Origin of the sequence: Anaeromyxobacter oryzisoli (assembly GCF_022690765.1) — a bacterium.
In the GTDB taxonomy this organism is placed as follows: Bacteria; Myxococcota; Myxococcia; order Myxococcales; family Anaeromyxobacteraceae; genus Anaeromyxobacter; species Anaeromyxobacter oryzisoli.
Window position 1 is genome coordinate 26,242 of record NZ_JALCZA010000038.1, and the last position, 20,024, is coordinate 46,265.

A 20,024-nucleotide genomic window follows, 5' to 3' on the forward strand; every position below is an offset into this window, starting at 1 on the left:
CTGTCAAGGCGCGAGGTGGGTCAATGGAGCCCCACGATCTCGAGCCGCCGGTTCGCGGCCCGTCCACGAGCCGTGAAGTTCGGGAGGAGCGGGCTCTCCCCGCCGCGGCCGGCCCAGCTCAGGCGGCCTCGCGCGACCCCGAGATCGGCCAGGCGAGCGATCGCCACCTGGGCCATGGCCGCCGACAGCTTCGCGTCCGCCTCGGGATCGCTGGTCGTGTCCACGAAGGCCTCGATCCGGGCCCTCGCCTCCGGGGAGGCGGCGAGCGCGACGGCCAGATCGGCGAGCCCGGCGTCGCGCTGGAGCTGCGCGGTGCGACCCGTGAACGTCACGTCCTGGGCGACGAACCGATCGCCGGTCACCAGGCGTCGCGCCCAGTCCGCCTGGCGGGCCGTGCGGGGCTCCGTGCGCACGGGCGCCAGCCTCGCCGGGGGAGGGGGAGGCGGCGGGGGCTGCGCCGCGCGGGCCTCGGAGAGGGCGACCGCGCGGAGGGCCCGCGACCGCTCCGGATCGAAGCAGCGCTTCGGACCGGGGCCGCCGAGGCGCGCGAGCATCGGCTGCGCCGCGTCGAGGAGCGTCCGCCGGACGGCCGCCTCCGTCCGCTCGCCCGGGGCCGGCCGGACCGGCGCCGACGTCGCGAAGAGCAGGTCGCGGTGCGACGCGAGCGCGAGCCGGACGGTGACGACGAGCGACTCGGCACCCTGGCCGCGCCCCTCCACCGCGCCGTAGAGGGCGGCGTCCGCCCCGAGCAGCTCGGCGAGCTCGAGGGCGAGGCTCGGGGGGATCCCCTCCGGCAGCTCGAGCGGCGTGTCGCGGAAGAGCGCGCGGAGGTCGCGCACCGGGTACGCGCGGGTGCGCGCGGCGTCCACGCCGCCGAGCAGCGCCGACGTCGCAGCGTCCGCGGCGAGGGGCGCGTCCGAGGCGTTCTCGAAGGGAGCGACGAGGAGACAGCGGACGCGGGCGAGCTCCGCGGCGCGGAGCACGGGGGACCCGGTCACCGCGGACGCGGCGAGCGTCGGAGGGCGGACCGCGGCGCAGCCGAGCCCGAGGGCGGCCGCCGCGACGAGGATCGAGCGCATTCGACCGGTATCCTACCCCGGACGGGACGCCGGGCGATGCCGACGTCACGATTCCGTCGCGAACGTGCCATCCAGCCGACACAACCCGGTGCGTTAAGGTGACGACGTGACGTCGGTACTCCTCGTCGACGACGAGCGCGATCTCCTCTCGCTCGTCGACTTCAACCTCCGCGCCGCGGGGTTCGAGACGCTCCTCGCGACCAACGGGGAGCAGGCCTTCGCGCAGCTCCGGCGGCGCGTGCCGGACCTCGTCGTGCTCGACGTGATGCTGCCCGACGTCTCGGGGACGGAGATCTGCCGGCGCATCAAGTCCGACCCCCGCACCCGCCACGTCCCGGTGGTGATGCTCACGGCCCGGGGCGAGGAGGTGGACCGCGTGGTGGGGTTCGAGCTCGGCGCCGACGACTACGTGACGAAGCCGTTCAGCGTGCGCGAGCTGGTGCTCCGGCTGAAGGCCGTGGCGCGCCGCGGCGGCGCCGGCCGGCCGCTCGAGGAGCCGCCGGAGTCCGTCGGTCCCATCCGCGTGGACGTGGACGCCCACCGCGCGTTCGTGGACGGGGAGGAGATCCAGCTCACCCCGCTCGAGTTCAAGCTGCTCGTCACGTTCATGGCGCGGCTCGGGCGCGTCCAGTCGCGCGAGCAGCTCCTCGAGGACGTCTGGGACATGTCCTCGGAGGTGGAGACGCGCACGGTGGACACCCACGTGAAGCGGCTGCGCGAGAAGCTCGGCTCGGGGCGCGAGCTCCTCGAGACGGTCCGCGGGATCGGCTACCGGCTCGTCGCCCCGGGCGACGCGGGGTGAGCGGCGCGATGTTCCGCCGGGACCCGCTCGCCGCGGCGATCCGCGCGCTCCAGGCCGAGCTCGCCGGGGGGCCGCGCGCCGAGCTCGGTCGAGAGGTCCGCGAGCTGGAGGCGCTCCTCGCCCAGCGCGAGCTCCGGCGCTTCGCGACCCTCCGCGGCCCGGCCGAGCAGGAGCTCCTCGCGGCGCTGCCGGACGCGGCGGCCCTCGTCTCCAAGGAGGGCTGGGTCCGGGCGTCGAACGCCGCGTTCGACGCCCTCGCCGCGACGGGGCGCGCCGCCGGGCTCACCCCCCTCGAGATCACGCGGTCCGCCGAGCTGCACGAGGCGGTGAGGCGGGCCCTCGAGGGGACCGCGCGTCGCCTCGAGCTCGTGGTCCAGCGCCGCACGTTCCTCGTCCACCTCTCGCCCCTCCTCCGGGGCGAGGTGCTCGTCCTCCTGCGCGACGTCACCGACGCCAAGCGCGCCGAGGCGACCCGGCGCGACTTCGTGGCGAACGCGAGCCACGAGCTGCGCACGCCCATCGCCGCGATCCGCGCAGCCGCCGAGACCCTCCTCTCCGGCGCGGTGGAGGAGCCCGCCGCGGCGCGCGGCTTCGTCGAGATCGTCTCGCGCCACGCGGAGCGGCTGGCGCGGCTCACCCGGGACCTGCTCGACCTCTCCCGCATCGAGTCGCGGCAGTGGAAGCTCGAGCTCGGTCCGGTGCAGGTCGCGGCGGTGGCGAAGCAGGCCCTCGAGCTCCTCGCCGGGGCGGCGGGCGAGAAGGGCCTCGCCCTCAGGTGCGAGGTGCCGGCGGAGGCGAGGGTCCGCGCCGACGCCCGCGCGCTCGAGCAGGTGCTCGTGAACCTGGTGGACAACGCCGTGAAGTACACCGCCGAGGGGAGCGTCGCGATCGGCGCCTCCCGGGACAGGGACGGCTGGGTGCTCTCGGTGAGCGACACCGGCCCCGGGATCGCGCGCCACCACCTCGACCGGATCTTCGAGCGCTTCTACCGCGTCGACGCCGGCCGCTCCCGCGAGGCGGGCGGCACCGGCCTCGGCCTCGCGATCGTGAAGCACCTCGCGCAGGGGATGGGCGGCGAGGTGGGCGTCGAGAGCGGCAACGGCGGCTCGCGGTTCTGGGTGCGGCTGACGGCGGCCTGATCCGGCCGCGCCCCGCTCCTTCCTCGTTCTCGTCCTCGTCCTCGTCGCGTCCCGCGCGCGCGCCGATCCCGTCACCCTGCGTGAGCGCCGAGCCCGCCCGGCGCCTCCGGCCCTTTCGTCCGTGACGCTTCACCGAAGCGTCACCGCCGCGCTGCGGACGCGCCACGGGCCCCCTCTACAAGTCGCCCAGTCCGAGACAAACGCCTCACCCATCGAAAGGATCGTAGATGTTCCGCAAGACCTCTCTCCTCGCGCTCGTCCTCTCCCCGGCGGTCGCGCTGGCGCAGGCCGCCCAGCCTGCCCCCGCCGAGGCCGCGCCCGCCATCGCGCCGGCGCCCGCCCCGGCCGCCGCTCCCGCGCCGGCGGCGCCGGCGAAGCCGGCGATCGACGCCAAGGTCGGCCTGATGGTCCAGGGCTGGTTCTGGGCCACCGACGACAACCGCTACGCGTTCGGCCAGAACGTGACGCCCCCTGCGAACGGGCTCGCCCCCGGCAAGGGCGACTCGACGTTCAGGATCCGCCGGGCCGAGCTCAGCTTCGGCGGCAAGGTGAACAACGTCATCGAGTTCAACGCGATGATCGATCCGTCGATCAGCTCGGGCCCCATCCTCCAGGACGCCTTCGTCGGCGCGCTGCTCCCGAACACCACGGTGCGCCTCGGCCAGTTCAAGCTCCCGCTCACCATGGAGGGCTACGGCTCCTCCTCGGCGCTGCTCTTCGCGGAGCGCGCCATCGTGACGCGCACGTTCGGCGACAAGCGCGACCTCGGCCTGATGGTGCTCTCGCGCGATCTCCCGTTCGTCGAGTACGAGGCCGCCGTGGTGAACGGCTCCGGGAAGAACACCACCGATCCCACCCCGCAGAAGGGCGGCGTCGGTCGCCTCGTGCTCAAGCCGGTGAAGGGCGTCTCGTTCGGCGGCTCCGGGTACTACAGCCAGAACTACGACCCCAAGACGAACGAGTACTTCCGGCAGACGCGCGCCGGCGGCGAGGTCGCCATCGACCTCGCCGGCGTCACGGCGAACGCGGAGTACGTCGAGGGGCGCGACGAGCAGGCGACCTACACGGCCAAGCCGTTCGGCTGGTACGGCGTGCTCGGCTACCGCCTCGGCCAGGTCCAGGCGGTCGCCCGCTACGAGCAGTTCGAGTCCGACAAGGGGCTCAGCCGGGCGGAGTGCCGCGTCGCGGGCGCCACCGCGTCGCGGTGCCTCAAGAACGCCGCCTTCACGGCGGGCGTGAACTACTACCTGCCGGCCGAGATCTACGGCGGGGCGAAGCTCCAGCTCAACTACGTGCGCGGGCGCGACGAGGTCGCCGAGCGTAGCTCGAACGAGGTCGTCCTCGTGGCGCAGGTGAAGATCTAGTCCCTTCGCGGCGGAAGCGTGACGGCGATCCGCAATCGTCGCCCCGCCGTCACGCGCCCGTCACATTCGTACCTCTATAACGAACCCGCATGCTGGAAAGGATGCATCCATGAAGAAGCTGCTCGTCGCAGGTCTCCTCGCGCTCGCGGGGGCCGCCCAGGCCGCGGACCCGCTCCTCATCAACGGGGCGGGCGCCACCTTCCCGTTCCCGCTCTACTCGAAGTGGTTCTCCGAGTACGGCAAGCAGCACCCGGACGTCCGGTTCAACTATCAGTCCATCGGCTCGGGCGGCGGCATCCAGCAGATCACCCGCGGCACCGTGGACTTCGGCGCCTCGGACGCCCCCATGACCGCGGAGGAGCTCGCGAAGCTCCCCGGCGTCGTGCACGTCCCGACGGTGCTCGGCGCGGTGGTGGTGACCTACAACGCCCCCGTCCAGGGGCTGAAGCTCACCCCCGAGACGCTCGCCGGCATCTTCCTCGGCAAGATCGCGAAGTGGAACGACCCGGCGCTCGCCGCGGTGAACCCCGGCGCGAAGCTGCCCGATCTCGCCATCGCCGTCGTGCACCGCTCCGACGGCTCCGGCACGACCAGCATCTTCACCGACTACCTCGCCAAGGTCTCCCCCGAGTGGAAGTCCCGGGTCGGCGCCGGCAAGAGCGTCAAGTGGCCGGCCGGCCTGGGCGCGAAGGGGAACGAGGGCGTCACCGGGATCGTGAAGCAGACCCCGGGCGCCGTCGGGTACGTCGAGCTCGCCTACGCGAACCAGAACAAGCTCCCCATGGCCGAGCTCAAGAACCACGCGGGCGTGTTCGTGAAGCCGACGATCGCGGCGACCTCCGCGGCCGCCGCGGGCGTCCCGATGCCCGACGACTTCCGCGTCTCGATCACCGACGCCGCCGGGAAGGACGCCTACCCGATCGCCTCGTTCACCTACCTCCTGGTGCCGGGCGATCTCCGGGACGGCGCGAAGGGCAAGGCCATCGTCCAGTTCCTCTGGTGGGCCGTCCACGACGGGCAGCACCTCGCCGCCCCGCTCGATTACGCTCCGCTGCCCAGGGCGGTCGTCGAGAAGGTCTCGGCCAAGCTGAAGACCCTCAAGGTGCAGGGAAGGCCGGTCGCCCTTGGCGCCTCGCGGTGACCAGTCCGGCGCGGCGGCCGTCGCCGAGGCGATGCCCGCCGCGCCGCTGCGCGCGCTCCGCAACCCCGGGGATCGCGCCTGGAGCGCGCTGCTCATGGTCCTCGGCGGCGCGCTCCTCGCGGTGGCGGGGATCATCGTCCTCGCCCTGTGGGACGTGGCGCGCCCGCTCGGGGGCGTCGTCTCCCTCAAGCAGTTCGTCACCGGGCAGGAGTGGGACCCGACGTCGGACGCGTTCGGCGCGCTCGCCTTCGTCTACGGCACCGTGGTGACGAGCCTCGTCGCCGTCGTGGTGGCGGTGCCGGTGTCGGTCGGGCTCGGGATCTTCCTCGTCGAGATGGCCCCGGCCCGCGTCCGGCCGGTGGTCTCGTTCCTCATCGAGACGCTCGCCGCGATCCCCAGCGTCGTGTACGGGCTGTGGGGGCTGTTCGTGCTCGTCCCCTGGCTCCGGACCTCCGTCGAGCCGCTGCTCGGCCGCGCGCTCGGGTTCCTCCCGCTCTTCCAGGGGCCGCCCATCGGCCTCGGCTACCTCGCGGCCGGCCTGATCCTCGCCGTGATGATCCTCCCGACGATCGCCTCGATCACCATCGAGGTCCTGAGGACCGTCCCCTCCACGCTGCGGGAGGGGGCGTACGGGCTCGGCGCGACGCGCTGGGAGGCGATCCGGATGGCGGTGCTCCCCTACGCGCGGAGCGGGATCGTGGGCGGCGCGCTCCTCGGACTCGGGCGCGCGCTCGGCGAGACCATGGCGGTCACGATGGTGATCGGGAACTCGCCCACCATCCAGACCTCCCTGTTCGCGCCCGGGTACACCCTCCCGTCGGTCATCGCCAACGAGTTCGCGGAGGCGACGGGGGAGGTGCACACCGCGGCGCTCGCGGGGCTCGGGCTGGTCCTCTTCGGGCTCACGGTGATCCTGAACGCGCTGGCGCGCCTCCTCGTCCAGGCGGTGGGGCGCGGGCCCGCCATGGGGCGGCCATGAGCAGCGCCCTCGTCCGCCGTCGGGCGGTTGACCGGCTCATGACGGCGCTCGCCGCGGTGGCGGTCGCGGTCGCCCTGGTGCCCCTCGCCTCGGTGCTCTGGCTCGTCGTCTCGCGCGGCGCGGCGGGGCTCTCGTGGGCGTTCTTCACGCACCTCCCGACGCCTGTCGGCGAGCCGGGCGGCGGGATCGGGAACGCGCTGGTGGGGACGCTCTACCTCGTCGGCCTCGCCTGCCTCATCGGGCTGCCGGTGGGGATCGGCGCGGGCGTGTACCTCGCGGAGCGCGGCGACTCGCCGATCGGCCGCGGGATCCGGTTCACGGCCGACGTGCTCTCCGGCGTCCCGTCGATCGTCGTCGGCGTCGTCGCCTACGGCCTCATCGTCGTGCCGATGAAGCGGTTCTCGGCGATCGCCGGCGCGGTCGCCCTCGCCATCCTCATGGTGCCGACCCTCGCGCGGAGCACCGAGGAGCTCGTCCGGCTCGTCCCGGGCGCGCTCCGCGAGGCGTCGCTCGCGCTCGGCGTCCCGGAGTGGAAGACGAGCCTGCGGGTCGTGCTGCGCACCGCCCTCGGCGGCATCGTCACCGCGGTGCTGATCGCCGTCGCCCGCGCGGCGGGGGAGACCGCGCCGCTGCTCTTCACCGCCCTCAACAACCAGTACTGGAACCTGAAGCCCGACCAGCCCACCGCCTCCCTCACCGTGCAGATCTTCAACTACGCGATCAGCCCCTACGAGGACTGGCACGCCAAGGCGTGGACCGCCGCGCTCGTGCTGCTCCTGCTCGTCGGTTCCCTGAACCTCCTCGCCCGGTTCCTCTCGCGGAGCCGCCTCCGGAGCCAGCGATGAGCGCCCCCGCGAAGCTCACCGCCGTGGACCTCCACGCCTTCTTCCGCGGCACGGAGGTGCTCCGGGACGTGTCGCTCGAGATCCCGCCGCTCTCGGTGACGGCGATCATCGGCCCGTCCGGCTGCGGGAAGTCCACGTTCCTGCGCTGCCTGAACCGGATGCACGAGCTCACGCCCGGCGCGCACGCCACGGGCCGGATCGAGCTCGACGGCCAGGACGTCTACGGCCGCGACGTGGATCCGGTGCACCTGCGCCGGCGGGTCGGGATGGTGTTCCAGCGCCCGAACCCGTTCCCCACCATGTCGATCTTCGACAATGTCGCGGCGGGCCTGCGGCTGAACCGGATCCGCGGCGATCACGAGGCCAGCGTGGAGCGGTGCCTCCGGCAGGCCGCCCTCTGGGACGAGGTGAAGGATCGCCTCGGCGCGAGCGCGCTCGGCCTCTCCGGCGGCCAGCAGCAGCGGCTCTGCATCGCGCGGGCGCTCGCGGTCGAGCCGGAGGTGCTGCTCATGGACGAGCCGGCGAGCGCCCTCGATCCCATCGCGACCGCGAAGATCGAGGACCTCATCCACGAGCTCAAGACCCGCTATACCATCGCGATCGTCACCCACAACATGCAGCAGGCCGCCCGGGTCTCGGATCGGACCGCCTTCTTCTACATGGGCGACCTCGTGGAGGTCGGGCCGACCGAGCAGATCTTCACGACCCCGCGCGAGCAACGGACCGAGGATTACGTCACGGGCAAGTTCGGGTGAGCGGCCGCGAGGCGAACGCGGCCCGCTCGGCCCGCGGAGCCACGCACCGGCAGGGGGTATCGACGCCATGACACCGACGCACACCGACAAGTCGTACGAGGCGGAGCTCAGCGGCCTCCGCGACCGGCTCCTCGAGATGGGGGGGCTGGTCGAGCGGGCGATCGACGCGAGCGTGCGGGCGATCACGGAGCGCGACACCGCGCTCGCGCAGTCCGTCAAGACCGGCGACCGCGAGATCAACCGGATGGAGGTGGAGATCGACAACGGCTGCCGCCGGATCCTCGCGCTCCGGCAGCCGGCGGCGTCCGACCTGCGCTTCATCACGACCGCGCTCAAGATCGTCACCGACCTCGAGCGGATGGGCGACCTGGCCGTCAACATCGCCGAGCGGGCCATGGAGCTCAACCAGACGCCGCCGGTCGCGCCGATGCACGATCTCTCGAAGCTCGCCGATCTCTCCGAGGCGCAGCTCAAGAAGGCCCTCGACGCGTTCGTGACCCACGACGTCGAGGAGGCCGAGGAGGTCATGCACCGCGACGACCTCCTCGACGCGCTCTACCTCAAGATCTTCAACGACCTCCTCGCGATCATGATGGAGGACTCGCGGCAGATCCGGCGCGCGACGGCCATCATGTTCGCGGCGAAGCACCTGGAGCGCTTCGGCGATCACGCCACGAACCTCGCCGAGATGGTCGTCTACATGGTGCGCGGCACGGACGTCCGGCACCCGCGCAGCCGTGGCGAGGACGTGCCGCCTCACCAGGCGTAGCGGTCGGTCACCGCCCGCCCGCGGCGCCCGTCCCCGTCGCCGGTCCGCCGGCCGGCGCCGCCGGCTGGCTCACGCCGCCGCCGGGCGAGGCCGTGCCGGGCCCCGCCGCTCCGGCCGCCCCGCTGCCCGTACCACCGGGGACGGTCGTCGCTCCGCTGGCGGGAGGCGTCACGCCGGTCGTCCCCGGCGCCGCCGCGCCCGCTCCGCTCGAGCCGACTCCGGTGCCCGTGCCGACTCCGGTGGTCGTGCCGGTGCCGGTCATGCCGGTGCCGGTGCCGGTGCCCGTGGCCGTCCCGGTGCCCGTCGTCGCGCCGGTTCCGGTCGTCCCGGGGACCACGCACCGGACGGCGCCGGTGGTCGCCGCGGAGCTACCCGTGCTGCCCGCCGTCGCGCCCGTCCCCGCGGCGAGCCCGGTGTCCGGGACCATCCCAGGTGGACAGGATTCGGCCGTCGTGCCGGTGCCGCCCCCGGGCGGGGCGGTGGGGGTGGCTCCCGTCCCCGGCACCGAGCCGACGCCGCTCGAGCCGGGCACCCCCGGCATGCCGGTCGAGCTGGGGGAGCCGGTCCCGCTGGTCCCCGCCTGCGCAAGCACCAACGCGGGCAGGGCGGCGAGCGCCGCCTGCACGAGTCGCCTGGTCATGGTGACCTCCGCTGGAACCGATGCGCATCGCGCCACGCCCGGGCCTGGATGGCGGCACGCGGCGGCGGGCCGGGACCCGGCGCCGGCTCAGGCGACGAGGAGGCGGGCCGCGAGGCCGGCGAAGACGCCGAGGAGCGCGCCGGCGCCGACGTCGAGCGGGTAGTGGGCCCCGAGGTACACGCGCGACAGGCCGATGCCCACCGCGAGGAGCAGCGCCGCGGGGCCGACGCCGTGCGGCTCTCCCGCGAGCGCGACCGCCACGCCGAACGCGGCGGAGGTGTGCCCGGACGGGAACGAGAACTGGTCCGGGTTCTCGGCGAGCGCCTCGAAGCCGCCGATGGCGCTGTCCGGCCGGGCGCGGGTGAGGCTCCGCTTCAAGGTCTGGGAGAAGACCGTCGCGAGGGTCGCGCCGGCGCCGATCCGGAGCCCGACGTGGACGCCGCGCGGCGTGAAGGTGGCGAGGCACGCGAGGCCCAGCACCGTCCAGCTCTTGCCGTCGCCGAGCGCGGTCAGCGTGCGCGCGATGGCGGTGCGCCAGGGGTTGCGAAAGCGCTGGACCGAGACGAGGAGCGCCTCGTCGAACGAGAGGAGGCGCTGCAGGCGTCCCCCGCGGACGACGACGGGGCGCCCCTCGGCGTCGAGCGCGATCGCCCCCTCCGCGAGCTCCAGCCCTGGATCCGTCGTCTTGCTCATCGCGTCGCACGGTGGCGCGCGCGGACGTCATCCGCGCGGCTCACCTGCAACGTTCGCGTGAACTCCCCCGTCAGCAACTCCCCGAAGGCGGCGAAGAGCTCGCCCGCCAGGTACCTCGTCCCGCGGGGATCCCGGCGACGCAGGATCCGCAGCCGGCCGTTCGCGTCGGGATCCGACGGGTGCGCGAGATCCATCTGGATGCGCTCGATGCGCCCGCCGCGGTGCAGCATCGTCACGACGTCCCCGTCCACCGCCTCCACGAGCGCGACGTGGCTGTAGGGATCGTCGAGCCGTCCGTTGCGGTTCCGGTCGTAGGTGTCGTGGAAGAAGGCGAGGTCGCCCGGGCGCGGCCGCGTCACCGGGCGGCTCGCGTCGTGGAGCGACTCGGAGCGCGAGCGGCGGGGGCCGAGCTGGACCACCACGCCGGCGGCCCGGTAGGCGGCGAGCACGTACCCGGAGCAGTCGAGGGCGGGGCGGGTCCCGAGCCGCCCCCGGGCGGCGTCGAGGATGCGTGCGCGGAGCGCGTCGAGGAGCGGAGCCTCCGGGGTGGCCACCTCGCCGCCGGCGCGGTCGGCCTCGTCCTCGCCGGCGGCCCGTTCGGCCTCGGCCGGGGCGTCGGGCCGCGTCCGGTCGCCGCCCTCCGGCGACGCGTCCGCGCCCGGGGCGCTCGCCGGCCCACCATGGACGGTCTCGGCAGGGACCTCGGGCGCGCCGGCAGGAGCCGGTCCGGGCTCCGCCTGGGTGGGCCGCGCCATCGCACACCCGGTGAGGAGCGCCAGCGCGAGGGCGAGGGGCGCGGAGCGGGATCGGATCACGCGACGCCGAGCTCCGGCGTGGAGCGCACGCGGACGTGGAGGGACGCGGGCTGGCGGTCCTGCACGCGCGCGACGGGGATCCGGGCTGCGAGCGCGCCGCAGGGCGCCATGGACGTATTGGCGGAGGTCATCTCCGGGCGAGCTCCTGCAAGGGACGAGGGTCCACCATACCGGAAACTTCTCCCGGCGGGGCGAATCCGAGCGCCTGCGCGTGGCGGGCCTGGTCCGCGAGCTGCGCCGCGAGCGGATCCGAGAGCAGCTCGAGCCGGGAGAAGGCGTCGGCGAGGACCGCGGGCGGGAGCGGCTTGCCGCCGAGCTTGCCGTACGCGGCGTTCACGGCGGCGAGGAACGCGTCGCGCCGGGCGGTGTATCGGGCGGTGAGCTCCACGTGCGCCCTGAGCAGCGCGTCGATCTCGGGGCGCCGCTCCGCGAGGGCCCGCCTGGACACGGCGAGCACCGTGGTCGGGAAGCGGCCGCCCGGCCAGAGCGTCCGTTCGTCCACCAGGATCCGCCCGCCGCCCTCCGCGACGAGCCGCGCGCCCCACGGCTCGGGGACCCACGCGCCGGCCAGCTCGCCGCGGGCGAAGAGCGAGAGGATGTCCGGGTTCGACAGCGGCGTCACGTTCACCTGCCCGGCGCGATCCCCGATCGCGAGGCCGTGCGCGCGCAGCCAGGTCCGGAGCGCCACGTCCTGCGTGTTCCCGAGCTGGGGCGTCGCGACCCGCCTCCCGGCGAGGTCCGCCGGCGTCCGGGCGTCGCGGACGACGAGGACCGCGCCGCCCGACGCGGCGCCCGCGACCACGCGGAGCTCCTGGCCGTGGGTGCGGAGGTACGCGATCGCCGCGGGCCCGGGGCCGACGTAGGTCGCGTCGAGGTCGCCCGCGAGGAGCGCCTCCATCGCCGCGGGACCGGCGTTGAAGACGCGGGTCACGAGCTTCCCGCCGAGCGCGCGGGCGAAGGTCCCGTCGTCCACGCCGACGAGCGCCTGGGCGTGCGTGATGTTGGGGAAGTACCCGAGGCGGAGCGGATCGCCCGGCGCGCCGCCGCGACGGCAGGCGCCGACCGCGAAGGTGGCGACCGCGACGGCGACGCCGATGGCCAGGCCGGCGGCGAGGACGAGGCGGCGCACCCGGGTCGAGGCCATGTCAGCTCACCTCGACGAGCCCCCAGCGCCGGCGGATCCGGACCTCGAGGAGGCGGAACAGGACCTGATCCACCGCGACGCCGATGGCGACGATGCACAGCATGACCCCCATCACCTGCGCCGCGTCGAGCAGCTCGCGCCCCTGCGAGAGGAGCTGGCCGAGGCCGCCCGCGACGAAGAGCAGCTCTCCGGCCATGAGCGCGCGCCAGGCGAAGCTCCATCCGAGCTTGAGGCCCGTGAGGATCCCCGGGAGCGCGGCGGGGAGGAGGACGCCGGCGACGAAGCGCGGCCCGTGGATCCCCAGGGTGCCGGCGGCGCGCAGCAGCACCGGGTCGATCCCCGAGACCCCGTCCTCGGTCGCGATGGCCACCGCGAGGAGCGAGCCCATCACCACGACGAAGAGGATCGCGGTCTCGGAGAGGCCGAACCAGAGCACCGCGAGCGGGAGCCAGCAGATGGACGGCAGCGCCTGGAGCCCGAGCACGGCCGGGCGGAGCGCCCGCTGGACGAGGAGGCTCCGCGCCATCGCGATGCCGAGCGGGACGCCGAGCGCGGCCGAGATCCCGTAGCCCTGGACGAGCCGCCCCAGCGATCGCGCCGTCGCCGCGCCGAGCCGGCCGTCGGCGGCGAGGCGCCCGACGCTCGCCGTCACGGCGACGGGGCCCGGGAAGAGCCACCGCGGCCAGGGGCCGAACCTAGAGAGGAGCTCCCAGAGCAGGAGCGGAGCGACGAGGAGCGCCGTCGTCCGGAGGACGTGTCGCATCGGGTGCCTCCCCGGGCGCCGCCGCCTCGGCCGCGGCCCGCTCCGCGCGGCGCAGCTCCTCCCGCACCAGGCGCGACATCTCCACGAGCGCCGGATCGTCCGGGTCGCGCGGCCGCGGGAGGTGGACCTCGAGATCGTGCAGGACGCGCCCGGGTCGCGCGGCCATCACCACGACGCGATCCCCGAGGACCAGCGCCTCGCGCACGTCGTGGGTCACGAACACCACCGTCTTCCGATCGCGCGTCCAGATCCGCTGGAGCAGCTCGTGCATGTGGCTGCGCGTCTGGGCGTCGAGCGCGGCGAACGGCTCGTCCATGAGGAGCACGGCGGGATCCATCGCGAGGGCGCGCGCGAGCTGGACGCGCATCCGCATCCCGCCCGAGAGCTGGTGCGGGAGCGTGTCCTCGAAGCCGTCGAGGTGGACCAGGTGGACGTACTCTCGCGCCCGCGCGTCGGCCTCGGCGCGGCCGAGGCCGCGGGAGCGGAGGGCGAAGACGAGGTTCTGCCGCACGGTGAGCCAGGGGAACAGCGCAGGCTCCTGGAAGACGAGCAGCCGGTCCGGACCGGGGCCGGTCACCTGCACGCCGTCCACCGAGATCCGGCCGCCGCTCGGCGCGATGTGGCCGGCGAGGGCGTAGAGGAGCGTCGTCTTCCCGCAGCCCGAGGGGCCGACCAGGCACACGAACTCCCCCGAGTGCACGGCGACGTTCACGTCGCGCAGCGCGACCACGCGGTTCGCGAAGCGGTGCCCGACCCGGAAGACGTCGATCTTGGGGGGACCCAGGCGCGCCGGGTGCGGAACGAGCCGTCCCCGCACCGGTCGGCCCAGGAGGCGCGCGAGCAGCTCGGTCCACATGCGCAGAGAATGTGCGATCCCGTGCGCCTGGCGGCCTGCCCGGAAGCCCGGTATGTGGCTTGGGCGGCCCGCGCGGGGCCGCATGGGAGAATGGGCGGCGCTGGGCTGGACAGGGCCTCGGGCCTCGGACCTCGGACCTCGGACCTCGGGCCCCGGGTCGCGAGAGCGTCGATCTCGTGACGGACGGATCCGGGTCGCTCCTCCGCCTGAAGCCCGAAGTCACGGTCGGTATACGAGCAGACGGCACCGGATCCCGCCGTTCCGCACGGGCGTCGCCCGGATCGGCGACCCGGGCAGGAGCCGCTCCTGGCCGCGGTCCGGGGCGAGCACCGTGACGTCCCACCCCGCGAGGCGAGGAAAGAGCGCGGCGAGCGCGCGCCAGGCCGTGGAGGCGTCCTCGTCGAGGCGAACCCCGTAGGGAGGGTTCACCGCGCACAGACCGTGGCCGGGGGGCGGGACGACGCCGGCCGCGTCCGCGCGCGCGAACGCGATCGCATCGGCGATCCCGGCGGCCTCGGCGTTCTTCCGCGCGAGGCGGAGGGCGCCGCCGTTCCGGTCGGAGGCGTGTATCGGGACCTTCACCGGGCGGATCGCCGCGGCGAGCCGGGCGCGGAGCCGTTCGAGGCGCGCCGGATCGTGCCCGGGGAGGCGCTCGAGCGCGAAGCTCCGCCCGAGCCCGGGGGGGCGGCGCGCCGCGGCGAGGGCGGCCTCGATGGCGATCGTCCCCGAGCCGCACATCGGATCGAGGAACGGGCGCTCACCGTCCCAGCCGCTCGCGAGCAGGAGCCCCGCGGCGAGCGACTCCCGGAGCGGCGCGGCGCCGATGCGCGCTCGCCACCCGCGCCGGAAGAGCGGCGCTCCGGCGGCGTCCACCGAGAGCGTGGCGCGCCCGCCGTCCACCCGCGCGACGAGCGGGAGCGGCCCGGCGGCCGCCGCCGCGGCTCGCCTGGCGCGGGGCAGCTCGTCCGCGCCGCCTCGCCAGAGCCGGAGCAGCACCGCGTCGGCGATCCGCGAGCCGAGGCAGGCGAGGGCGGCTGCGTCCTCGCCCTCCGCCTCGGCGCCGCCAGCCGTCGCCCGCGCCTGGAGGCCGAGCCGGCCGAGCTCGGCGGCGAGGACCGGCTCGAGCCCCGATGTGCAGGCGCAGAAGATCCGCTCCGGACGACCCATCACCTCACCTCGATCCGGACCGGAGCGCGCCGGCCTCCGCGGGCCGGGCGGCCCCGTGGCACCGCACCGCGAGGCCGAGGCCGACGATCAGCGCGAGCGCGGCTCCGAGGAGCGCGAGCGCGATCCCGGGCCGAAGGCGGGCCCGGGGCCGGCCGGGCGGGCGCGGCGCGACCGCGGCGGCCGCCTCCGGAGCCGCGGCCTCGGCGGCGGCGAGCCGCTCCTCGGGCCCGGTGGGCGCCTCGCCGCCTGGCGAACGATCTCCCGGCATGGCGCGCATCCTAATGCCCGGCGGGCCCCGGCGCGCGCGCGCCGTTGCCGACCCGCGTGACGGCGTGTAGGCTTCCCGGCTCCGATGCGGCTCGGGTTCGACGCGAAGCGCGCGTTCCACAACGCGACGGGGCTCGGCAACTACAGCCGCGACGTCCTCCGCATCCTCCAGGCGCGCCGGCCCGAGCACGCGTACGTCGCCTACACCCCGCGCCCGCCGGCCGCCGGCGCCGGCCTGGCCCCGCTCGCCCGCGGCCCGGCGGGGATCGTCGGTCGCGTCGCCCCCTCGCTGTGGCGGCAGGTCGGGATCGTCCGCGACCTGGTGCGCGACGGGATCGACCTCTATCACGGGCTCTCGAACGAGCTGCCGACCGGCATCGAGCGGACCGGGATCGCGACGGTCGTGACCATCCACGACCTCATCTTCGAGCGTCACCCCGAGCTGTACGCTCCCGTGGACCGGCGCATCTACCGCTTGAAGTTCCGGAGCTCGGCCCGCCGGGCTCGCCTCGTCATCGCGGCGAGCGCGGAGACGAAGCGCGACCTGGTGGAGCGGTACGGCGTCGACGCCGAGAAGATCCGGATCGTCTACCAGGTCTGCCACCCGGCCTTCCGCGCGCCGCGCGATCCGGCGGCGGAGGAGGCGCTGCGGGCGCGCCTCGGCCTCCCCGCGTCGTTCGTGCTCCAGGTCGGGACCATCGAGCGGCGGAAGAACCTGCTCCTCACGGCCCGGGCGGTCGCCGGGCTCGACGGCGTGCACCTCGTCGCCGTGGGGCGTCCCACGGCGTACGCCCGGGAGGTGGAGGCCTTCGCCCGCGGGGCCGGCCTCGCGGGGCGGCTGCGGATGCTGCGCGGGCTCACCATGGCGGAGATCGCGACCCTTTACCGGCTCGCGACCGTCGCGACGTACCCGTCGTTCGTCGAGGGCTTCGGCATCCCCGTCCTCGAGGCGATGGCCTCCGGGACGCCAGTGGTGACCACCCGCGGGGGCGTGTTCCCCGAGGTCGGCGGCGACGCGGCGGTCTACGTCGATCCCGACGCCCCGGAGGAGCTCCGGACCGTGCTCGCGCGGCTGCTCGGCGATCCGGAGGAGCGGGCGCGGCGGGGCGCGGCGGGGCTCGCCCGCTCCGAGCGCTTCCGGGACGAGGTGATCGCCGACGAGCTGTTCCGCGCCTACGCCGAGGCGCTCGGGCGCTGATCCGGCTGCGCGAACGCGGCCGCCGCCGCGAGGAGCGCGCCCGCCGCGAGGAGCGCGACCGGGACGAGGAACATCGCCCGGCCGAGCGAGTTCAGCCGGTCCGAGAGGAGCCCGACCAGCACCGGCGCCGGAGCGTCGCCGAGCGCGAGGATCGCGAGCAGCGCCGCTGGTGCGAGGGCGGGGCGCTCGGCCGCCGGGAGCGCGTTCCGCAGCGCGCCGACGAGCGGGCCGGCCGACGCGGCGAGGAGGAAGAGCGCCCCGAGCAGCGCCGGGAGGTAGAGCCCCGGTCGCCAGGCGGCCAGCATCCCGAGCGTGAGGGCGCCAGCGCCGCCGCTGGCGCAGGCGGCGGCCCAGGTCTCCGGCGCCCGGGCGGCGGAGAGGGCGCGGACCAGCCGCCCGCCGGCCCAGATCCCGGCGAAGCCGACGAGGACCGCGAGGACCCCGACGCCGCCGCTCGCGAGCGGCCGCGGCATGCCGCGCGAGCGCTCGAGGAAGGACGGGAGCCACGCCGCGAGCGCGCTCACCGCGAGGGCCCAGGCGATCCCACCGAGCAAGGCGAGGGGACGCTCGCGCCCGGCGAGGAGCCGCCGGGAAATCGCCGCCACGCCCGCGCGCCGCACCGGCGCGAGGAGGTGTGGCGGCGCGCCGGGCGCGGACCGCTCGCCGCGGAGGAGCGCGAGCGCGCCGGCGGCGATCGCGAAGGCGCCGGCGGCGACGAACCCGGTCCTCCACGAAGGCCAGCGCTGGAAGACGCTCGCGCCGAGGTAGCCGACCGCGAGGCCGGCCGGGGCGCCGGTCGCGAGCCACCCGAGGGCGCGCGGGGGCAGGCGCTCGGGCGGCCCGACGAGCGCGGGCAGCAGCGCGACGACGACACCGGAGGCGGCGCCGGCCGCGATGCGCGCGGCGGCGAGGGTCCACGGCCCCCGCGCTGCGGCGCAGAGGATGGACGCGGCGCCGGCGACGACGAGCGCGGCGGCGGCGACCTGGGAGCCGCGCGGGCGGGCGCCAGGCCGCTCGAGGCGCGCGAGCACGACCACCGCCGCCGCGAGCGCCGCGAGGGCGAACTCCGTCACCGTCGCCCCGAGGCGCCGATCCGGCACGAGCCAGAGATCGGGGCGCATCGCCTCGAAGAGCGGCGCGGCCGCGCTCCGGAGCGTGAACACGGCGAGGAGCGCCAGGCCCGCCTGCCGGAAGCCCGGCGGCGGGGGCGCGAGGGGGGAGTCTTCGTCTTCGCCGGGCGGCGTCGTCACGGCGCGCGAGCGTAGTCGTGGGCGGGCCCGCGGTCGAGGGCGACGTGACGCTCCCCGCGCGCGCGGCGCCGGCGGCCGGCGGCGCCCGACGCGCGATCCTGCGCGAGCGAGCGCCCGGGGGAGGCCCGGGCGGACGAGCGCCGCCGGGCGTGCCCGCGGCGGCGCGGACCGCTCGCCAAGGCGGCCGCGTTCCGCTAGAACAGCGCACTTCCATGATCACCGTGCAGAACGTCAGCAAGGCCTTCGGGCCGAAGAAGCTCTTCGAGGACGTGGACGTCACGTTCTCGCCGGGCAACCGGTACGGCCTCACCGGGCCGAACGGCGCCGGGAAGACGACCTTCATGAAGATCCTCGCCGGCGACGAGGACCCCGACACCGGCACCGTCCTCCGCCCGCGGAAGCTCGGCATCCTCCGCCAGGACCACTTCAAGTACGAGGACAACCGGGTCCTCGACGTCGTCGTGATGGGCAACGCGCCGCTGTGGGCGGCGATGAGCGAGAAGGAGGGGCTCCTCGCGAAGCCGGACATCGGCGAGGTCGAGGGGACCCGCCTCGCCGAGCTGGAGGGCGTCATCGCGGAGGAGGACGGCTACTCGGCCGAGTCGGACGCGGCCACCCTCCTCACCGGCCTCGGGATCGAGGAGCCCTGGCACGACCAGCCGATGCGCGCCCTCACCGGCGGCTACAAGCTGCGCGTGCTCCTCGCGCAGGCGCTCTTCGGCCACCCCGACGGGCTGCTCCTCGACGAGCCGACGAACCACCTCGACATCGAGTCGATCCGCTGGCTCGAGGGCTTCCTCCGCGCGTACGAGGGGGTGCTCATCACCATCTCGCACGACCGCCACTTCCTGAACGCGATCTGCACGCACATCGCCGACATCGACTACGAGACCATCATCACCTACCCGGGCGCCTACGACGCGATGGTCCGCCAGAAGGGCCAGGTCCGCAGCCGGGTCGAGTCGGAGAACGCCGAGAAGAAGAAGAAGATCGCCCAGCTCCAGGAGTTCGTCGCGCGCTTCCACGCCGGCACCCGCGCCTCGCAGGTGCAGAGCCGCATCCGCGCGATGGAGAAGCTGAAGCTCGAGGACATGAAGCGGTCGAACATCGCCGCCCCGTTCATCAAGTTCGAGCAGAAGGCGCCCTCCGGGAAGCAGACCCTGGAGATCGAGGGGATCTCGAAGGCGTACGGCGGGAACGAGGTGATCCAGCCGTTCAGCGCCCTCGTCACGCGCGGCGAGAAGATCTGCGTCATCGGGAAGAACGGCGCGGGGAAGAGCACGCTCGTGAAGATGCTCGCGGGCGAGCTCGAGCCGGACGACGGCCACGTCAAGTGGGGGCACCAGGCGCAGGTCGGGTACCTCCCGCAGGATCAGGCGGGCGCGATCCGCCCCGGGACGACCGCGTTCGGCTGGCTGCGGGAGCTCGAGGACAAGCTCTCGAACGAGGAGATCTCCGGGCTCCTCGGCCGGATGCTCTTCTCCGGCGAGGAGCGGATGAAGCCGACCGCGACGCTCTCCGGCGGCGAGACCGTCCGGCTGCTCCTGGCGAAGCTGATGCTCTTCAAGGACAACGTCCTGATCCTCGACGAGCCCACGAACCACCTCGACCTCCAGTCCATCGCCGCGCTCTCCGAAGGGCTCCAGCGCTACGAGGGGTCTGTCATCGTGGTCACCCACGACCAGGAGCTGATCCGGGAGGTGGGCTCGCGGATCTGGGCGCTGCACCACGGCGAGCCGGTGATGGACTTCCCGGGGACGTTCGACGAGTTCGTGGAGAAGCACCCCGACCTCGCGAGCCTGCATTGATCTAGCGAGGGCTGCGCCCTCGCCCCGTCCAGCAAAGCTGGCCGGGGCCCCACTCCTGCTGCGCGGGGCCCGTGACCGCTCCCGACCCCCGCTTCGCGGGGGATCCGCTCACGGTCCCCGCGCGGAGGGGCTGCGCCCCTCCCCCCGCCTGCGGCCTGACCATTCATTACATCGTCCCGGCCCGCATCCGCTCCGCGAGGCGTTTCGCGCCCGGGGCCGCGGGTACGAGCGCGCCTGCACGGCGAGCGTGGGGCTGGCTCAAGAAGGAGTGGAGGCCGGGGCGCCGCCCGCGGGCGGGGACCGGAGTGACGAGATCGGCCCCGAAGAAGCCTGTGCTTCACCGGCATGATGGAGGCGTTCGCCGCAGCTCTCGACCGGTCCACCGTCGTGGGGGCGACAGGAGAGCTGGAGCAGTCCGGTGGACGGCCGTCGATCCCTGTCACCGTCCCTGAGGACCGGAGCGGCCATCCGCTCACCCCGAGCGCTTCTTCCTCGCTGCGCGCGGCGGCTGCGTTCCCGGTGGCTCGACGGATGCGGGGTCGAAGAGCTC

At 74.8% G+C, this 20,024-nt stretch carries 21 protein-coding genes; 10 read left to right on the forward strand and 11 right to left on the reverse strand.

What is annotated here, in order from left to right; genetic code table 11:
* Positions 1-20 precede the first annotated feature (20 nt).
* On the reverse strand, positions 21-1,079 hold the full coding sequence (locus tag MNZ27_RS13255) for an OmpA family protein (RefSeq protein WP_242394561.1): 1,059 nt from the start codon (positions 1,077-1,079) through the stop codon (positions 21-23).
* Positions 1,080-1,185: 106 nt separating this feature from the next.
* Here MNZ27_RS13255 and MNZ27_RS13260 point away from each other — a divergent pair, with 106 nt between their 5' ends.
* The 8 genes from MNZ27_RS13260 (at position 1,186) to phoU (ending at position 8,873) form a co-directional block, all read left to right on the forward strand.
* On the forward strand, positions 1,186-1,881 hold the full coding sequence (locus MNZ27_RS13260; RefSeq protein WP_242394562.1) for a response regulator: 696 nt from the start codon (positions 1,186-1,188) through the stop codon (positions 1,879-1,881).
* A gap of 8 nt (positions 1,882-1,889) precedes the next feature.
* On the forward strand, positions 1,890-3,020 hold the full coding sequence (locus MNZ27_RS13265) for a sensor histidine kinase (RefSeq protein WP_242394563.1): 1,131 nt from the start codon (positions 1,890-1,892) through the stop codon (positions 3,018-3,020).
* Positions 3,021-3,247: 227 nt separating this feature from the next.
* A complete protein-coding gene (locus MNZ27_RS13270) occupies positions 3,248-4,384 on the forward strand; it encodes a porin (RefSeq protein WP_242394564.1) in 1,137 nt (378 codons plus the stop codon).
* A gap of 109 nt (positions 4,385-4,493) precedes the next feature.
* Positions 4,494-5,525, forward strand: coding sequence for a phosphate ABC transporter substrate-binding protein PstS (gene pstS / locus MNZ27_RS13275; protein ID WP_242394565.1), 1,032 nt, complete (start codon positions 4,494-4,496; stop codon positions 5,523-5,525).
* Positions 5,509-6,504 (forward strand): phosphate ABC transporter permease subunit PstC, encoded by a 996-nt coding sequence (gene pstC / locus MNZ27_RS13280; RefSeq protein ID WP_242394566.1) that lies wholly within the window; start codon positions 5,509-5,511, stop codon positions 6,502-6,504. Before pstS ends, pstC begins: the two co-directional genes overlap by 17 nt.
* Positions 6,501-7,349: a phosphate ABC transporter permease PstA gene (gene pstA, locus MNZ27_RS13285; RefSeq protein WP_242394567.1), complete on the forward strand. Its 849-nt coding sequence runs from the start codon at positions 6,501-6,503 to the stop codon at positions 7,347-7,349. Before pstC ends, pstA begins: the two co-directional genes overlap by 4 nt.
* Positions 7,346-8,104 carry a phosphate ABC transporter ATP-binding protein PstB gene (gene pstB, locus MNZ27_RS13290; protein WP_242394568.1) on the forward strand — a complete coding sequence of 253 codons (759 nt, stop codon included), beginning with the start codon at positions 7,346-7,348 and terminating at the stop codon, positions 8,102-8,104. Before pstA ends, pstB begins: the two co-directional genes overlap by 4 nt.
* Positions 8,105-8,171: 67 nt before the next feature.
* Entirely contained in the window at positions 8,172-8,873 is a 702-nt protein-coding gene (gene phoU / locus MNZ27_RS13295) for a phosphate signaling complex protein PhoU (RefSeq protein ID WP_242394569.1), read from the forward strand.
* A gap of 7 nt (positions 8,874-8,880) precedes the next feature.
* On the opposite strand, the gene MNZ27_RS13300 is transcribed toward phoU, so the two are convergent.
* The 9 genes from MNZ27_RS13300 to MNZ27_RS13335 form a co-directional block, all read right to left on the reverse strand.
* Positions 8,881-9,513: a hypothetical protein gene (locus MNZ27_RS13300; RefSeq protein ID WP_242394570.1), complete on the reverse strand. Its 633-nt coding sequence runs from the start codon at positions 9,511-9,513 to the stop codon at positions 8,881-8,883.
* A gap of 87 nt (positions 9,514-9,600) precedes the next feature.
* Positions 9,601-10,206 carry a phosphatase PAP2 family protein gene (locus tag MNZ27_RS13305; RefSeq protein ID WP_242394571.1) on the reverse strand — a complete coding sequence of 202 codons (606 nt, stop codon included), beginning with the start codon at positions 10,204-10,206 and terminating at the stop codon, positions 9,601-9,603.
* Positions 10,203-11,021 (reverse strand): NlpC/P60 family protein, encoded by an 819-nt coding sequence (locus MNZ27_RS13310; RefSeq protein ID WP_242394572.1) that lies wholly within the window; start codon positions 11,019-11,021, stop codon positions 10,203-10,205. Before MNZ27_RS13310 ends, MNZ27_RS13305 begins: the two co-directional genes overlap by 4 nt.
* Complete coding sequence (locus tag MNZ27_RS23610) at positions 11,018-11,152, reverse strand: hypothetical protein (RefSeq protein ID WP_277957911.1); 135 nt, start codon at positions 11,150-11,152, stop codon at positions 11,018-11,020. Before MNZ27_RS23610 ends, MNZ27_RS13310 begins: the two co-directional genes overlap by 4 nt.
* Positions 11,149-12,165 (reverse strand): ABC transporter substrate-binding protein, encoded by a 1,017-nt coding sequence (locus MNZ27_RS13315; protein WP_242394573.1) that lies wholly within the window; start codon positions 12,163-12,165, stop codon positions 11,149-11,151. Before MNZ27_RS13315 ends, MNZ27_RS23610 begins: the two co-directional genes overlap by 4 nt.
* A gap of 1 nt (position 12,166) precedes the next feature.
* Positions 12,167-12,928 (reverse strand): ABC transporter permease, encoded by a 762-nt coding sequence (locus MNZ27_RS13320; protein WP_242394574.1) that lies wholly within the window; start codon positions 12,926-12,928, stop codon positions 12,167-12,169.
* On the reverse strand, positions 12,861-13,784 hold the full coding sequence (locus MNZ27_RS13325; protein ID WP_242394575.1) for an ABC transporter ATP-binding protein: 924 nt from the start codon (positions 13,782-13,784) through the stop codon (positions 12,861-12,863). Before MNZ27_RS13325 ends, MNZ27_RS13320 begins: the two co-directional genes overlap by 68 nt.
* Positions 13,785-14,003: 219 nt before the next feature.
* On the reverse strand, positions 14,004-14,951 hold the full coding sequence (locus tag MNZ27_RS13330) for a THUMP domain-containing class I SAM-dependent RNA methyltransferase (protein ID WP_242394576.1): 948 nt from the start codon (positions 14,949-14,951) through the stop codon (positions 14,004-14,006).
* Between the two features lie 4 nt (positions 14,952-14,955).
* Positions 14,956-15,219, reverse strand: a complete 264-nt coding sequence (locus MNZ27_RS13335) for a hypothetical protein (protein WP_242394577.1) — start codon at positions 15,217-15,219, stop codon at positions 14,956-14,958.
* A gap of 84 nt (positions 15,220-15,303) precedes the next feature.
* Between MNZ27_RS13335 and MNZ27_RS13340 the strand changes: the two genes are divergently transcribed.
* Entirely contained in the window at positions 15,304-16,416 is a 1,113-nt protein-coding gene (locus tag MNZ27_RS13340; protein WP_242394578.1) for a glycosyltransferase family 4 protein, read from the forward strand.
* On the opposite strand, the gene MNZ27_RS13345 is transcribed toward MNZ27_RS13340, so the two are convergent.
* Entirely contained in the window at positions 16,392-17,666 is a 1,275-nt protein-coding gene (locus tag MNZ27_RS13345; protein WP_242394579.1) for an MFS transporter, read from the reverse strand. The genes MNZ27_RS13340 and MNZ27_RS13345 overlap by 25 nt on opposite strands.
* A 212-nt stretch (positions 17,667-17,878) precedes the next feature.
* Here MNZ27_RS13345 and MNZ27_RS13350 point away from each other — a divergent pair, with 212 nt between their 5' ends.
* Positions 17,879-19,474, forward strand: coding sequence for an ABC-F family ATP-binding cassette domain-containing protein (locus MNZ27_RS13350; RefSeq protein ID WP_242394580.1), 1,596 nt, complete (start codon positions 17,879-17,881; stop codon positions 19,472-19,474).
* Positions 19,475-20,024: the final 550 nt, after the last annotated feature.

Excerpts from the sequence above, each read along its gene's own strand:
- MNZ27_RS13255 (WP_242394561.1), bottom strand. The coding sequence starts at position 1,079 with ATGCGCTCGATCCTCGTCGCGGCGGCCGCCCTCGGGCTCGGCTGCGCC.
- MNZ27_RS13265 (WP_242394563.1), top strand. The coding sequence starts at position 1,890 with ATGTTCCGCCGGGACCCGCTCGCCGCGGCGATCCGCGCGCTCCAGGCC.
- MNZ27_RS13270 (WP_242394564.1), top strand. The coding sequence starts at position 3,248 with ATGTTCCGCAAGACCTCTCTCCTCGCGCTCGTCCTCTCCCCGGCGGTC.
- pstS (WP_242394565.1), top strand. The coding sequence starts at position 4,494 with ATGAAGAAGCTGCTCGTCGCAGGTCTCCTCGCGCTCGCGGGGGCCGCC.
- pstA (WP_242394567.1), top strand. The coding sequence starts at position 6,501 with ATGAGCAGCGCCCTCGTCCGCCGTCGGGCGGTTGACCGGCTCATGACG.
- pstB (WP_242394568.1), top strand. The coding sequence starts at position 7,346 with ATGAGCGCCCCCGCGAAGCTCACCGCCGTGGACCTCCACGCCTTCTTC.
- phoU (WP_242394569.1), top strand. The coding sequence starts at position 8,172 with ATGACACCGACGCACACCGACAAGTCGTACGAGGCGGAGCTCAGCGGC.
- MNZ27_RS13300 (WP_242394570.1), bottom strand. The coding sequence starts at position 9,513 with ATGACCAGGCGACTCGTGCAGGCGGCGCTCGCCGCCCTGCCCGCGTTG.
- MNZ27_RS13305 (WP_242394571.1), bottom strand. The coding sequence starts at position 10,206 with ATGAGCAAGACGACGGATCCAGGGCTGGAGCTCGCGGAGGGGGCGATC.
- MNZ27_RS23610 (WP_277957911.1), bottom strand. The coding sequence starts at position 11,152 with ATGACCTCCGCCAATACGTCCATGGCGCCCTGCGGCGCGCTCGCAGCC.
- MNZ27_RS13315 (WP_242394573.1), bottom strand. The coding sequence starts at position 12,165 with ATGGCCTCGACCCGGGTGCGCCGCCTCGTCCTCGCCGCCGGCCTGGCC.
- MNZ27_RS13320 (WP_242394574.1), bottom strand. The coding sequence starts at position 12,928 with ATGCGACACGTCCTCCGGACGACGGCGCTCCTCGTCGCTCCGCTCCTG.
- MNZ27_RS13325 (WP_242394575.1), bottom strand. The coding sequence starts at position 13,784 with ATGTGGACCGAGCTGCTCGCGCGCCTCCTGGGCCGACCGGTGCGGGGA.
- MNZ27_RS13330 (WP_242394576.1), bottom strand. The coding sequence starts at position 14,951 with ATGGGTCGTCCGGAGCGGATCTTCTGCGCCTGCACATCGGGGCTCGAG.
- MNZ27_RS13335 (WP_242394577.1), bottom strand. The coding sequence starts at position 15,219 with ATGCCGGGAGATCGTTCGCCAGGCGGCGAGGCGCCCACCGGGCCCGAG.
- MNZ27_RS13340 (WP_242394578.1), top strand. The coding sequence starts at position 15,304 with ATGCGGCTCGGGTTCGACGCGAAGCGCGCGTTCCACAACGCGACGGGG.
- MNZ27_RS13350 (WP_242394580.1), top strand. The coding sequence starts at position 17,879 with ATGATCACCGTGCAGAACGTCAGCAAGGCCTTCGGGCCGAAGAAGCTC.